The 14380-nt window shown below is 69.3% G+C and carries 10 protein-coding genes; 6 read left to right on the top strand and 4 right to left on the bottom strand.

Features of this window, described 5'->3' with window-relative positions; translation table 11 throughout:
- Nucleotides 1–180: 180 nt before the first annotated feature.
- Entirely contained in the window at nt 181–1500 is a 1320-nt protein-coding gene (locus TFU_RS12570) for a nucleotide sugar dehydrogenase (RefSeq protein WP_011292952.1), read from the bottom strand.
- A gap of 565 nt (nt 1501–2065) precedes the next feature.
- On the opposite strand from TFU_RS12570, the gene TFU_RS12565 reads away from it, so the two are divergent.
- Both TFU_RS12565 and TFU_RS12560 read left to right on the top strand, forming a co-directional pair.
- Nucleotides 2066–3721: a hypothetical protein gene (locus TFU_RS12565; RefSeq protein WP_011292951.1), complete on the top strand. Its 1656-nt coding sequence runs from the start codon at nt 2066–2068 to the stop codon at nt 3719–3721.
- Nucleotides 3722–3817: 96 nt separating this feature from the next.
- Nucleotides 3818–5998 carry a glycosyltransferase gene (locus TFU_RS12560; RefSeq protein WP_011292950.1) on the top strand — a complete coding sequence of 727 codons (2181 nt, stop codon included), beginning with the start codon at nt 3818–3820 and terminating at the stop codon, nt 5996–5998.
- A 21-nt stretch (nt 5999–6019) separates the two neighbouring features.
- On the opposite strand, the gene TFU_RS12555 is transcribed toward TFU_RS12560, so the two are convergent.
- Together TFU_RS12555 and TFU_RS12550 are read right to left on the bottom strand one after the other, a co-directional pair.
- Nucleotides 6020–7456, bottom strand: a complete 1437-nt coding sequence (locus tag TFU_RS12555) for an LCP family protein (protein WP_011292949.1) — start codon at nt 7454–7456, stop codon at nt 6020–6022.
- 25 nt (nt 7457–7481) lie between these two features.
- On the bottom strand, nt 7482–8282 hold the full coding sequence (locus TFU_RS12550; protein ID WP_016189184.1) for a TIGR03089 family protein: 801 nt from the start codon (nt 8280–8282) through the stop codon (nt 7482–7484).
- A gap of 184 nt (nt 8283–8466) precedes the next feature.
- On the opposite strand from TFU_RS12550, the gene TFU_RS12545 reads away from it, so the two are divergent.
- Genes TFU_RS12545 through TFU_RS12535 form a run of 3 tightly spaced genes read left to right on the top strand, consistent with a single transcriptional unit; the run spans nt 8467 to nt 12536 of the window.
- On the top strand, nt 8467–10503 hold the full coding sequence (locus tag TFU_RS12545) for a hypothetical protein (protein ID WP_041428147.1): 2037 nt from the start codon (nt 8467–8469) through the stop codon (nt 10501–10503).
- 7 nt (nt 10504–10510) lie between these two features.
- Complete coding sequence (locus TFU_RS12540) at nt 10511–11428, top strand: glycosyltransferase family 2 protein (RefSeq protein WP_011292946.1); 918 nt, start codon at nt 10511–10513, stop codon at nt 11426–11428.
- A gap of 13 nt (nt 11429–11441) precedes the next feature.
- Nucleotides 11442–12536 carry a glycosyltransferase family 4 protein gene (locus tag TFU_RS12535; RefSeq protein ID WP_011292945.1) on the top strand — a complete coding sequence of 365 codons (1095 nt, stop codon included), beginning with the start codon at nt 11442–11444 and terminating at the stop codon, nt 12534–12536.
- A 3-nt stretch (nt 12537–12539) separates the two neighbouring features.
- On the opposite strand, the gene TFU_RS12530 is transcribed toward TFU_RS12535, so the two are convergent.
- Nucleotides 12540–13475, bottom strand: a complete 936-nt coding sequence (locus TFU_RS12530) for a lysylphosphatidylglycerol synthase domain-containing protein (RefSeq protein ID WP_234351737.1) — start codon at nt 13473–13475, stop codon at nt 12540–12542.
- A gap of 95 nt (nt 13476–13570) precedes the next feature.
- Here TFU_RS12530 and TFU_RS12525 point away from each other — a divergent pair, with 95 nt between their 5' ends.
- Nucleotides 13571–14272, top strand: a complete 702-nt coding sequence (locus TFU_RS12525; RefSeq protein ID WP_011292943.1) for a class I SAM-dependent methyltransferase — start codon at nt 13571–13573, stop codon at nt 14270–14272.
- Nucleotides 14273–14380: the final 108 nt, after the last annotated feature.

Here is a 14380-nt window from a genome sequence, read left to right as displayed (position 1 = left end):
CGTACAACTTATCTTCCCAGGAAAGGATTCCGGGGTTTCGTGTGTTTCCGCTCACCCAGCGCCGATGAGGCGCGCACCCCCGGCTGCGGTCCCGCATCCAGAGCTCCGCGCCGTTGCGGAAGCTCTGAAAACGGGACCGGGAACCGTACCGGGCGCAAACAGCTAGCCGAGAACAGGCGATCAGAGGACTTGGACGCCCTTGCGGCTGATCGAAGCAGTGAGACGGCCCCCGGGCAGCTCGGAGTCAGCGCGGCGCAGCACCCCCCTGGTGTCGAGGAGGCGCTGGCACCGCTCCAGCAGCATCTTGGGCGTGTACTCGGAGTGGTCGGTGAGGAGCACCGTCAGGTCCGCTTCACCCAGTGCCTGCTCCAGGTCGTCCGCGCGCGGGATCGGAGACCCGTTCACCTGCCACTCCGGAACATGCGGGTCGTGGAAGAGCAGCGTGGCGCCTTTCTGCATGAGCTTGGCTGCCACGGCCCGGGACGGAGACTCCCGCTGGTCAGCGATGTTCGCCTTGTAGGTGACCCCCAGCAGCAGGATCGTCGACCGCGACAGCGCCAGCCCGGCCTCGTTGAGCATGTCCTGGACCCGCCACAGCACATAGTCCGGCATGCGCGAGTTGATCTCCTGGGCGAGCTCCACGAAACGGAAGGGGTAGCCCAGGGTCTTGACCTTGTACGACAAATAGTTGGGGTCGATAGGGATGCAGTGGCCGCCCACCCCTGGCCCGGGGTAGAACGCCTGGAAGCCGAAGGGTTTAGTGGCAGCGCAGGCGATGGCGTCCCACAGGTCCACCCCCAGTTCGCGGCAGAAGATCGCCATCTCGTTAACCAGGGCGATGTTGACGTGCCGGTACGTGTTCTCCAGGAGCTTGGCCATCTCCGCTTCCCGAGTGCCGCGCGCCCGCACCACCGTGCGCACGAACTTGCCGTAGAAGGCGGCCGCGATCTCGCCGCAGAGTTCGGTGTACCCGCCGACGACCTTCGGTGTGTTAGCCACGCCGAACAGCGTGTTGCCCGGGTCGATCCGCTCGGGGGAGAACGCCAGGTGGAAGTCTTTCCCCGCGACCAGGCCGGAGCGTTCCAGAATCGGCCGGAGCACCTCGTCGGTGGTGCCGGGGAAGGTCGTGGACTCCAGAATGACCAGGGTTCCCGGGGACAGGTGGGCCGCGATGGTCTCAGCCGCGGAGGTGACCGCGCTGAGGTCGGGAGAACCCTCCTCCGAGAGAGGCGTAGGGACGCAGATCACGATTGTTTGGGCGTTGCGGAGCACGCTGGGGTCCGAGGTTGCGGTGAACCCGGCAGCCCGCATATCCGCGATGTCCAGCTCGGAGAGGTCGTCGATATGCGACTTTCCGGCGTTCAGCCCGTCGACCACGCGCTGGTTCACGTCGAGGCCGGTCACCTTCAGACCGGACCGGCATGCTTCATGCGCCAACGGAAGCCCGACATAACCCAAGCCGACGACCACCAGGTCAGAGGTGTAGGTCGAGACGCCCACAGTTGATCTCCCTCATATGGAAAACGTGCCCTCGGGGTGTTCATTTTCCCGGTAGCTAGACGCGCGAGATTGGTACCGCGTTGCCTTCCGATATCTTTCTGGCCTGTTCAGGACATTCTTGTTCCCGGAGACATAAGAAGGTCGATATCTGGGTATGCGGCTGCGGGCTGCTCTCGGCGTGCGATCGATGATAGCGCTTCTACCAGCGGTAAGAAGGGGGAAAGTAGGGCAGGGAAACGATTTCGCGAAGATTGATGAATTACCTGAGAGTCAAAGACTCCCGCGGGTGTCATCGGCAAATTTAGTGATTCTGTTTACGGAGATGCTGCTACGGTTTGTATTTGCTTACCGTCGCAGGGCGACAGGGTTTTCCTGGCTGTAACCGGATCGGGCACTACGATGGCGGTGCGCCACGCCCGATGCGGCGCGGTGGCACTACCGGAGCGACCTGAAGCGTGTCATCCGGTTCAACACCCGTTCATCCGCGTCCGCCAAGGTGAAGGAGTGGCACAGTGACGTGCGCACCTGGCCCCCACGGGCGACCCGCGCTCCGGAAGGACGGACGATGAAACGGCGTGAGCAGAGCCAGACCGAGCAACTCCGCAAAGCGCTCGCCGAACGGGAAGCGCAGCTCCAAGAAGCCCAGGCGCGCCTCGCTGCCCTGGAAGGATCCACTTCGCTCCAGGTGGGGCGTGCCCTGGCCGGGGCTGCCCGGCGCCCCGCCCGAGGACTGGTGAACCTGCCGCGGGAACTGTACCGGCTGTGGCGGGACAGCAGCAGCCGCTCAGCGGGCAGCACGCCGAAACAGCGCGTACGGTCCCCCGAACCGGTCCGTTCCTATGAGACCGAACGCCAGGAAGCCCGGCTGCTTGCCGGGCAGCCAGCGTTCAAAGACGAGCGGGTCGTCATCGCTGGGGTGTTCTCCGCCGTAGCCCGCGCGGCCGTGGAACCGTACGCGCGGCTCGTCCCGCTGCGCCCGCACGACGTCCAGATCGTCTTCGACTCCGCCGACGTCGACGCGGTCATGGTCACCGCCTCAGCCGCCCAACCCGGAAACCTGTGGGCGCACGTGGGCGACCCGGCCGCGGTCGACCGCACCCGGGCCCTGCGATGGGTGCTGGACGCGGCCGCTGCCCGCGGAGTGGCGACCATCCTCGTCTGCGACGCGCCCGCACCCCCCGCACTGGCCGGGCTCGGCTTCGACTACGTCCACCAGGGCGACCTCGGCGTCCCCCTCCACCGCTACAACCCGATCGCCGCCCCCGAAGATCGCGCCGCCACCCTGCTGCGGGTCAGCGGAGCTGCCCCCTACTGCCACCCTCTCGTCGCGGAAAGCAAAGGAGGGGTGCGCGCCGACGCGCGATGGGAAGAACTGCCGGAACTGCTGCGCGCCGCCGCAGTCGCGGTCGTGGACACGCCGACGCTCGCCGACCAGGCACTCGCCTGCGGAACCCGGGCCCTCCTCGCCGGAACCGCCCCCGGTCCCGGATTGCCGGACACTGCGGCGCGCACCGCTGCCGACGAAGCCGACTTCATCCAAGCCGTTGCTGAAGGGCCCCTCAGCCCCGCCGAGCTCCGCCTGGCCCTCCGCACGCTCTTCCTGACCCGGGCCACCCCGGTAGTCCTGGCGGACCTCCTGGAACGGGTCTCGCTTCCCGCGGGGGGAGGCTCCGCCACCCAGCCGCTGGCGGGACGGGCCACCACAGTCCTCGCCTGCCCGTTTGACGACACCGAATCGCTTGCCCTCGCCGACGACATGTTCCGCCAACAGCACCCGCCTGCCGAAGTCGTCGTGCCTGATTCCCGCGCCGCATTCGCCGGGATCCAGCGGTTGAAAGACCGTGGCATCCCCGTGCGTACCGTCGCCACCGCTCCGGAGGACCGCTGGTCTGCGGCTGAATGGGCCCAGCTCGCCGCCGCCGCAACCACCCCCTGGACGGCACTGTGGGACCAGCCCGCGGGGGAATTCTTCCTTGCCGATGCACTCTGCGCCGCGGAATGCTCCGGAGCGGACGCGGTCGGTCCCGCCGTCGACCCGGCAGCCTCCGGAGCCGACTACGTCTTCGTCAGCGCAGTACGCCCTGTCCTCGCCCGCCGCGAACTGGTCCGCAAAGGACTGCCGCCCCAGCAGTGGAGCCGGCATGGGGCGCGCCTGCTCGCTCTCAGTGCCGCGGGCCCCGCAGCCTCGAGCCCTGTCCCGGAGCACACACCCGGCGGTTAAGCGGCACACTGGAACAAACGGAGAAGCGCTGACAAGGCCACCACCGTGGATGGTGCCACGCCACAGGCGTACCCCCGGGGCGCAGAAAGGACATCCGTGAACATCCGCGCACTCGTCTACGGCGATGCTGACCCTGACTCCATGGACGCCACCGCCCGGTGGGCGCAGTCCATGACCCAGGCACTGGCCGCAGCCGGGTGTGCCACCATGCTGCTGCTCCGCAACCAGCCGGGCACGGACGTCCTCACCGCCCCCTTGGCCGGGCTGCCGAACGTCACGGTAAGACATCCCAAGACCGGGGCGCACCGGATCGACCCCGGTCCGCACGGGCTCGACCCTGAGCAGGCGGTGGAACTGATCACCCGGCTCGACGCGGAACGGCGCTTCCACCTCATCGTCATCCGCGGGCAGCGCGTCGCCGCGGTCGCCGCCCACGCCGAAGAACTCGCTGGACGACTGTGGACCTGTGTGGACGACGTACCGCACACCCTGGCCCGGATGACCCCCAGCGTGGTCTCCGAGCTCACCGAGATCGCCCTGGCCTCCCGGTACCTGCTGTGCGCCAGCGAAGAACTGCGCTGCTTCGTGGAATCCACCGTGCCCGCCGCCTCCGGCCGCGCCGTGCTGCTTCCCCCCATGCTCACCGCGGCACCCCGCAGAGCAGACCGGCCCGGCGTGCCGCTGCGTATCGGCTATGCCGGGTCGATCGCGGAAACCCGCAACATGGTGACGCTCACCCAGCTTCCCGCGGCGCTCGGTTCCCGCGGTATCCCCGCGGAGCTGCACGTGGTCGGCGACGCTATCCGCAACGGCTCCCCGGAGTGGGTGAGACGAGCCACCAAAGCACTCAAAGATACCCCCAACGTGGTCTGGCACGGCGGCCGCTCCCACGAAGAAGCCCTCGACCTGCTCGCCCGCTGCCACCTCGCCGTGTCCTGGCACCGCTCGGACATCGACGCTGCCCTGGTGCCCGCGTTGACGGCACTGGAGCCCGGCACGCTGGGGATTCCCGTCGTCGTCAACCGCACCCCGCTCTACGAGCGACTGCTCGGCGCCGACTATCCGCTCTTCGCCGCCCCGGACCTGCAGAGTCTGGCGGACGCGGTGGAACGGGCTGGCCAGCCGGAGGTCTACCGCACAGCAGGGGAACGCTGCGCGGCCGCGGCCGCCCGCTTCACCCTCGACCAAGGAATCCAGGTCCTCCGCTCCCTCCTGCAGGCAGCCCTGCCGCCGCCACCCCGGGGAACCAACCCGGACCTGCCGCTGAAAGTCGCGATCGCCGGCACCGACCTCAGCGGTCTCGACCGGCTCATCCAGCATCTGAGGAGCCTGCCCGGTATCGAGCTGCGGCTCGACGAATGGGAAGGCCCGCACACCCACGACGAGTACCTCAGCCGGGAACTGGCGGCCTGGGCCGACGTGGTGATCTGCGAGTGGTGCGGCCCGCACGCCCTGTTCTACGCCAAGTACAAACGGTCCGGGCAGCGGCTGCTGGTGCGGCTCCACCGGTTCGAACTCGCCACGGAGTGGCCGCGCCGCCTCGACATCGAAAAAGTCGACGCGGTCATCTGCGTCAGCCAGCACTACGCGGACCGCGCCCGAGAGCACGCTAGTTGGCCCGCCGACCGGATGGTGGTGCTCCCCGAAGGCATCGACGTGGACCAGTTGTCCCGGCCCAAACTGGACGGCGCCCGCTACACGCTGGGCATGCTCGGAGTCATCCCCTCCCGCAAGCGGCTGGACCGGGCGCTGGACGTCCTTGCCGCACTGCGTGCCCGCGACCCCCGCTACACGCTGGCGCTCAAAACCCGGCAGCCCTGGGATTACTGGTGGGTGTGGAACCGGCCCGAGGAGCGCGCCCACTACGAGCACGTCTACCGGCGTATCCAACGGTCCAGGACGCTCTCCGACGCTGTCGTGTTCGACCCGTACGGCCCGGATGTGGCGGTATGGCTGCGCCGGGTCGGCTTCGTGCTCTCCACCAGTGACGACGAGAGCTTCCACCGGGCGGTAGCCGAAGGGGCGGCCTCAGGCAGCGTCCCCGTGGTGTGGGCGTGGCCGGGCGCCGACACCGTCTACGCGCCGCGCTGGGTCCACGGCGACGTGGCGCAGATGGCGGACGCGGTGCACACCATCGTCACCGAGGAGCGGTTCGACGCGGAACGTGCCGCAGCCCGTGCCGAGGTCGCGGAACGCTATGCGCTACCGAAGATCCTCGAACAGTGGGTCCGCTTGATCGTGGCGGGCGAGCCACCCGAGGCTGCTCCCCGCGCCTGACCGCTACCCGGCAGGAGGCGGTCAGCAGGCGTCGTCTTCGGGTGCCTCGGCGGTCTTCGCGTTGAGCGAGTCAAGCACGTTGCTGGAATCCCCGGAGGACTGCCCTTTCAGCCCGTCCCAGTCCATGGAGATCACCAGCTGCACGGTGGAGCCCAGATACGGGCTCTCCTCAACGACGGCTTTCTTCACCTGCGCGGCGACCGTGTGGGCGTGCGCCTCCATACCGGGACCGTAGAAGACGGTGGTCCGCCCGGGAACCGACCCCTGCGGGTTGCCCGTGCCCGCCACCACGAACCCTCGTGCCTGGAGCTCCTCGCCCACCGTGCCGGCCAGGCCCGAGGTGGTCGTGCCGTTGATGACCTCCACCGAGACTTCGGCGGGGTCGACGGTGGGCACGTCCTCCTTCTCCTCGTCCTTCTCCTCGTCGTCGGACTTCTCGTCGGTGATCTCCGTGTCGTTGGCGATCGCCTGGAACAGCCGGTCGGCGTCAGGCTGGGTCCACGCCACCCGGTTCGCGTCGTCAGGGTGCGCCCCGTTGGGGACGGTCACGAACCGGATGTTGCTCATGTCGACCTCGCGCATCTGGATGGCGATGTCGGTCATCTTGTCGACGGTGAACTGGTCGTCGACGGTAATGGAGTCCGTGACCGAGCTGAGGAATGCGTAGATGCTGCTGGGGCTCGACATGATCTCCCCGCTCATCACCTTCCGCAGCATGGCGCCGAGGAACACCTGCTGGCGGTCGATACGGCTCAGGTCGCTGCCGTCGCCCTGGCCGTAGCGGGAACGCATGTAGCCCAGTGCCTGCTCGCCGTTGAGGGTCTGCCGCCCCGCATCCAGTTTCAGATGCGCTTTAGGGTCGTCGATCGGGTGTGGGATGCACATCTCCACCCCGCCGATCGCGTCGACCATCTCCTTGAACCCGGTGAAGTCCACGCTGACGAAGTGGTCGATGTGGATGCCGGTGAGCTGCTCCACGACCTTCCACTGGCACTGGATGCCGCCGTAGTTCATCGCGGAGTTGAGCATGCCGCGGTGCGCTTCCATGCCCGGGCGATCCCCGTTGGGCTCGCACGCCGGCATGTCCACGATGGAGTCGCGGGGCAGGTTGACCAGGATCGCGCCGTCGTGGTTGGGGGAGATGTGCGCGATGAGTAGCGTGTCGGGGCGTTCGCCTTCGATCTCCCCGCCGTACTCCGCGTTCGCGCCGCTGCGCACGTCGGAGCCGATGATCATGATGTTGATCGCGCCCTCGACCTTGGTGGGCCGATCCCAGGCGTCGGTGTCGACCGTCTCCTGGCTGATGTTGCCGTAGATGTCGTAGTAGGCGCCGTAGGCGGTCAGGCTACTGGCGATGACGAGTGCCGTCGCCCCTATTGCCACCCAGCCGCCGAGGCTGAGCTTGCGTTGCAGGGCACGCGATCCTGCGGACCGTCGGGAGGAGGATCTCTTCGGCATCGAACACCAGGAGGGGAGATAGGGGTCAGGGAAGCGACCTGTAAGAAGCCTGCGGCGGCAGAGGAGAAGGGAAATCACCGACGACTGCCGTCACGCGCTCCATGTCGAGCCGCGATTGCAGAGTAGTGGAGTCACGGCTCGGAATGAGCACAAGTGAGGAGGCCGCGGACAGTACGCCCAAAAATTTGGACAGATCATCCCCCAGCGCCGCAAGAGGGGCATGATCGGAAGTGATGATAGCCACTCGGTCTTCGGCTGTCAGCTTTCCGAGACGCGCAGCGTCCCGGCCCCTGTCGGCCAGCTCACCCCCCGTCCAGGAGCGGCCGCCGTGCACCAGGGCCGCCGCCTGGGGATCACCCTTAGGCGGAGCGAACACGTCGCCGTACCCGCGGGCCTCCTGCGTGTAGTCCGTCGCCGCGGGCGGGCAGTCGTCCATCGGCAAGCCCAGCGGGTGCAGGGAGGCCCCAACCACCTCGCGGGCCCCCGAGGCGAGTGCGGCGTCCACCCGGGACGCGTCGGCCACCACCACGTCCGCTTCCGGGATGTCTGCTTCAGCGAGCACCACGGTCGTCCCCGTCACCCAGCACGCCACCGTCCAGGCGAGGCTCTGCCAGTGCAGGGGCAGGGCGAGCGCCACCGTGTCCCCGGGCAGTGCGCCCAGCCCGTCCACCAGCATGTTGGCTGTTTTCGCCACCCAGTTGTCGAAGGTGGCGAACGACATCTCCACCCGGACGTCAGTGGCAGGGTCGTAGGAGGTGAGGAAAGGGCGGGTAGCGTCGACGCTCTTCGCCGCCCACCACAGCTCTCCCGGAGTGTGCGCTGACAACAGCAGGCCCTTTCTCGGTTTGGTGGCGAATCGGGGCACATCGTACCTGCGGGAGGTCGGGGAAAGCAGAACACCGCTGCCGGGGCGGGCCAATGCCGGGGCCGTGCCCGCGCCGGCCGTTCCTGGCCGGGGAAAGATTCCGGTTCCGGAGCCGCCGCGCAGGGGAGCTGGCATTGTTGCATTCATGCACCTGTCTCCCGGCACCCTGCTCGCCCGGGTCACACTGGTTCCGGTGGTGGCCGCCACCGCCTGGCTGGCGGTCGCGTTCCCTCTGCTCTGCCTCGGCCACTTCACGCCGCTCCTCGGAGTGCTGCTGGGAGGACCCGCACTCGTCGCCGCGCTCGTCCTCCTGCCCCGGCTGGCCCCGGACATTGACGACACCCCGTGGTGGGCGCTGCTCCTAGTGGTCCTGGTCACCGCCGCCTTTGCCGCGGTGCAGCTCGCCTACCACTCCGAGCAGCTCGTCGTCCGGCGGGACGCCGCCTCCTACGCCCAGTACACCGCGTGGATCGCCGAGTACGGTTTCCTGCCGATCCCCCAGCAGCGGGAGCTCATCGCCGGGAACGATCCGGCGCTCACCTACCACAGCCTCGCCTACTACCAGGTCGACGACGTGGTCTGGCCGCAGTTCCTCGCCGGCGCCCCCCTGGTGTACGCGCTCGGGTTCTGGGCCGCGGACCTGGAAGGACTTGTGCTGGCACCGCCGGTCACGGGTGCTCTCGCGGTGCTGACGTTCGCGGGACTCGTCGCGCGGCTCGTCGGTGCCCGATGGGCGCCGCTGGCCGCCCTCCTCCTCGCGGTGTGCCTGCCCCAGCAGTGGATCAGCCGCTCCACGTACAGCGAACCGGTCGCCCAGATCATGCTGCTCGGCGGGCTCGTGCTTGCCTACGACGCGCTGGAGAGAAGAGCCCGGGGCCGGTGGTCGGCAGGGCACACGCTCGCTCTTGCCGCGGGGCTGAGCTTGGGACTGGGGCTGCTGGTGCGCATCGATGCGCTCCGCGACCTGCTGCCCGTGGTGGGGTTTGTGGGGCTGCTGCTTGTCGCCCGGCGCCGGGAGGCCACCCCCTTGGGGCTGGGGTTGGCAGTCGGGGCCGGCTACGGGTTCGTGGCCGGATTCGGATACTCCCGCCCCTACCTGAACTACCTCGCGGACTCGCTCAATCCTCTCCTGTTCATCAGCGGGATCGTGGTGGGCGGCACAGCCGCGGGCGTGCTTCTGCTGTGGCGGCGCGGCATCCCTCGCCTGGACCGCCCTCCCTGGCTGCCTACCGCGGGGGCGGTCCTCGTCGTCGTCGCTATGGCGGCGATTGCCGCCCGCCCGCTGCTGTTCGTCCAGCGTGGCCACGGCGACGAAGCCACCGGCATCTATATCGGGCAAGTCCAGGAGATCGAAGGGCTGCCTGTCGACCCCGACCGCACTTACGAGGAGATGAGCCTGACCTGGGTCGGCTGGTACGTCGGCTGGGCCACGGTGCTGTTGGCGACGCTCAGCGTCGCTCTCCTGGTGCGCCGGATGGCGCTGCGCCCCACTCCCCAGTGGGTGCTGCCGCTGATGGTGCTGTCCTGGACGGTCGGCACCACGCTGCTGCGCCCTGCCATCACCCCCGACCATCCGTGGGCCAGCCGCCGCCTGGTCACCCTGGTGCTCCCGGCGTTCATCCTGTTCGCGGTCTTCTTCCTCGCCTGGGCCCGGCGCCGGGTCCGCGACCGTGCGCCGCACCGGCTGCGCCGGCTGGGCACTCCCCTGGCCGTGCTGGGCGCGGCTACCCTGCTGCTGCCCACTGCGGCTACCGCAGCCGGGATCATGACCTATCGCATGGACGTCGGGTCGATCGCGGCCACCCGGCAGACCTGTGCAGAGCTTCCGGACACGGCCAGCGTGCTCATCGTCGACCCCAACACTGCCGCCAAGTTCATGCAGCTCATCCGCGGTATGTGCGGGGTGCCCACAGCGCAGGTGGTGGAAACCGACCCGGAGACCGTGCACCGGATCGTCGCTGAAGTCCACGATCGCGGCCGCGACGCGGTGCTCGCCGCCGACCGAGCCGAACGGCTCCACCCGTACCTGCCGCCGTGGATCGTCCCGCGCCACTCGTTCGACGTCCACACCGAGCAGGACCCCAGCACGCTGATGAAGCCGCCCGCGGGAGCATGGCGGTTCAACGGGGACCTGTGGATCGCGGTCATCCCCGCGACCGCGGCAACTCCCTCGATATCCTGATCGCACCGTGAGTGAGACCGCCCCCAGCCCGCAGCACGCCGATCCCCGCGTCACGATCGTCCTGCCCTGCTATAACGAGCAGGACCACGTGGTCGCCGAGATCGAACGGATCTGTGCGGCAATGGACGCCAGCGGCCATTCCTATGAACTGCTCGCGTTCGACGACGCCTCCACCGACGACACCCTTGCCCGACTGCGCGACGCCGAACTCCACTTCCCGAACCTGAAGGTCATCGCGTTCTCCACCAACGGCGGGGCGGGAACTGTGCGCCGCATCGGAACCCAGCGCGCTCGCGGCGAGATCGTCGTGTGGACCGATGCGGACATGTCCTATCCCAATGAGCGCATCCCCGAGCTCGTGGACATCCTTCTCAAGGACGACACCATCGACCAGGTGGTGGGGGCCCGCGACCAGGAGATGGGCAGCTACCGGTTCCTGCGCGTCCCCGCCAAGTGGCTGGTCCGCAAGCTCGCCGAGCTCCTCACGAACTCGCACATCCCTGACCTGAACTCGGGGCTGCGCGCCTTCCGCCGCGACGTGTCCCTGCCCTACCTGCGGCTGCTGCCCCCGGGGTTCTCCTGCGTCACCACCATCACCCTGGCCTTCCTGTCCAACCAGCACGCCATCCACTACGAACCGGTGAGCTACGCCAAGCGGGCCGGGCGCTCCAAATTCCGGCCCGTGCGCGACGCCTACCGCTACCTGCTGCAAGTGCTGCGGATGGTCATGTACTTCAACCCGTTGAAGGTGCTCATGCCGCCTGCCCTGTTCCTGCTCGGCACCGGCGTGCTCAAGGTCGTCTACGACGTGGTCACCGATCCGGTCTACATCCGCAACAACACGATCATGCTGCTCATGACCGGGCTCATCGTCGCCGCAATGGGGCTGCTGGCCGATCTCATCGTGCGGTCCCGCGACTCCTGACAGGGAAGCAGCCATGCGGATCACCCTGGTGGGCCCGACCCACCCGTACAAGGGCGGAGGGGCCCGGCACACCACCGAACTCGCCCACCGGCTGGCCGCTGCAGGACACCGGGTCGTCATCGAATCGTGGCGTGCCCAGTACCCGGCGCTGCTGTACCCGGGGCAGCAGACCGTCACAGAACCGGAAGGCCCGCCCTACCCCGGCACCCGCCGCGACCTCGCCTGGTACCGGCCCGACAGCTGGTACCGGGTCGGCCGCAGGGCGGGCCGTGAAGCCGACCTCGTCGCACTCGCCGTCTTCTCTCCCGTCCAGGTTCCCCCCTATCTCGTCCTGCGCGCCGGCTGCGGGACAGCAGCCCGCGTGGTGGCGCTCTGCCACAACGTCCTGCCGCACGAACAGCGGCCCGGGGACACCGCACTGATGCGGGCCCTGCTCCGCCGCGTCGACGCGGTCCTCACCCATTCGCCGCAGCAGCGTGCTCTCGCCGACCGCTTGCTGGGCGGCAGCGGCCCGCCCGTGCGCATGGCGGCACTGCCCCCGCACCTGCCGGACATCGGCCCGCGCCAGCCGCGGCCCCCGGGGGTGCGGCACCGCCTGCTGTTCTTCGGGATCGTCCGCCCCTACAAGGGGGTGGACGTGCTGCTGCGGGCGCTCGCGGCCGGGCCGCCGGAGGTGGCGTTGACCGTGGCGGGCGAGTTCTGGGGCGGTTCCGCGGAGCTGCGGGCGCTCGCCGAGCAGCTCGGCGTCGCCCACCGGGTGGAGTGGCGGGAAGGATACGTGCCCGCCGGGGAGCTGCCCGCCCTGTTCGCTGAGTGTGACGCGGTGGTGCTGCCCTACCGCTCGGCCACCGCCACCCAGAACGTGTGGCTGGCCCACGCCCACGGCGTGCCGGTGATTGCCACCCGCGTGGGCACCCTGCCCGACCAGGTCCGCGACGGGGTGGACGGACTGCTGTGCCGCCCCGACGATCCCGCGGATCTGGCGCGAGCGATCGCCGACTGCTATGCGCCCGGCCGTCTGGACGCGCTGCGGGCGGGGGTCCGGCCGGTCGACACCGACGCCTCCTGGGACCGGTACCTTGCGGCCCTCACCGACACGGCCGGATAGGGGTCATTGCGGATCCGGAGCAGCCGGGGGGCGTACCGCGGCCAGGCAGAGCAGGGCCCACAGGAGGTCGGCAACGGTCATCACCAGCCGGGACAGGGCGGCCACCACCAGCGCTGCCCCCGCGTCGAGGAGCGGGGCCAACGCGGTCACCAGGACCGCTTCCCGGACTCCCAGCCCGGCAGGCGCGAACACGACGAGCAGGCCCAGGGTCCACGCCAGGGCGTAGCCGCCGGTAGCGGCAGCCCACGAATCCCAGCCGCCGCCCACCCCTGCCACCAGCAGCCACACGTGCGCCCCGAGCGGCAGCCAGGACAGGAGTGACCAGCCCACGGCGGCGGCCATGCCCCGCCCGCTCACCCGGTCGAGTTCCGCGTCCACGTCGGTGCGCACCCGGCCGATCCGGCGCAGCACCCCGTGCAACACCCAGGTCACCAGCCGCGGGTGGGTGAAGAGCAGCAGAAGCGGAGCCGCGGCCAGCACCCACCACCAGCGCCGTGCCGCCTCTTGGGCCGCGATCGGCAGCAGCACCGCGGCGACCAGCAAGTTCACGGTCAATGTCACCGTGATCGCCAGGACGGTGGCGGCGGCCGCCCGGTAGCGCGGCACCGCGCGGTCCCGGGCGAGTTCTACTTGGGCGAGGAACGCCCACACCGACCCGGGTACGTACTTGCCGAGCTGGCCGACGAACATCACCCGGGCCGCGACCGGGACGGGCAGGGGAGAACCCAGGTCGGCGAGCAGGGCCCGCCACGCCAGCATCTGCGTGCCCAGCCCGGCGAGTGCGGCAGCGAGCGCACCGGCCACGGTCCACGGGGACAGGGCGACGAGCGCGGCCCCGGCCTCGTCCCACCGGGCGCGGAGCGCAAGCACAGCACAGCCGAGGACGACGACCACCACGGCACTGCGCACCCGTCGCTGGACGCGGAGACGGCTCACCACCCGGCCAGCCTAAGCCGCCGCGTCGGCCCGGGGAGCAGTCCTGGGCGCACCACTACTGTTTTCCGGCTGTCCGACAGGGCCAGTAGGGTGGGCCCGTGTTCGCTGACGCCGTAGCCTTCCTGGGCCACCAGATCCACGTGTGCCGCTACCGGGAAGCAGGCACACTGCTGCGGTGGCTGGGCCGCGACCTGACCGGGCAGGTGGTGCTCGACGTCGCGGGCGGCGACGGCTACTGGGCGGCGCAGGCCCGCCGCCGCGGCGCGCGAGCCGTCTCCCTCGACCTGGCCCGGCACAAGATGCTGCGCGGCCAGCGGATCTCCCACGCGCCGGCGCTCATCGAAGGCGACGCCCTGCGGCTGCCGTTCGCCAACGCCAGTATCGACAAGATCATGTCGGTCTGTGCTCTTGAGCACTTCACTGACGGGCCCGCGGCCCTCCGTGAAATGGCCCGAGTCCTCAAACCCGGCGGCGACCTTGTCCTGTCCGCGGACTGCCTGTCCCGCCGCGCCGAATGGCCGCACCTGTTCGACGCGCACTGCCGCCGCTACCACGTGCACCGCACCTACACCCACGAGACCTTGCAAGCCCTGCTCGGCGCGTGCGGCTTCACCCTGGTGGACTACCGCTACCAGTTCCGGTCGCGCCGCATGGAGCGCGCCTATCTCACCCTGTCCGCCTACGGCGGCCGGGTCGGGTTCAACGCTGCGGCCCCGCTCATCCCGTTCGTCGCGTGGAGCGACCGCCGCCACCCGAACACCCAGGGCAGCATCGTGCTCTGCCACGCCCGCAAACAGTAACCCCTTACCCTTCTAACAATAATCATGAATATGGTGGGGTGGTGGAAGGGAAGAAACAGACGGGACATACCGGCGGGCCCGCGCGCTCAACGGTGAAGCCCACGGCGT

Source organism: Thermobifida fusca YX (assembly GCF_000012405.1).
GTDB classification, from domain to species: domain Bacteria; phylum Actinomycetota; class Actinomycetes; order Streptosporangiales; family Streptosporangiaceae; genus Thermobifida; species Thermobifida fusca.
This window is presented reverse-complemented; position numbering and strand designations above follow the sequence as displayed.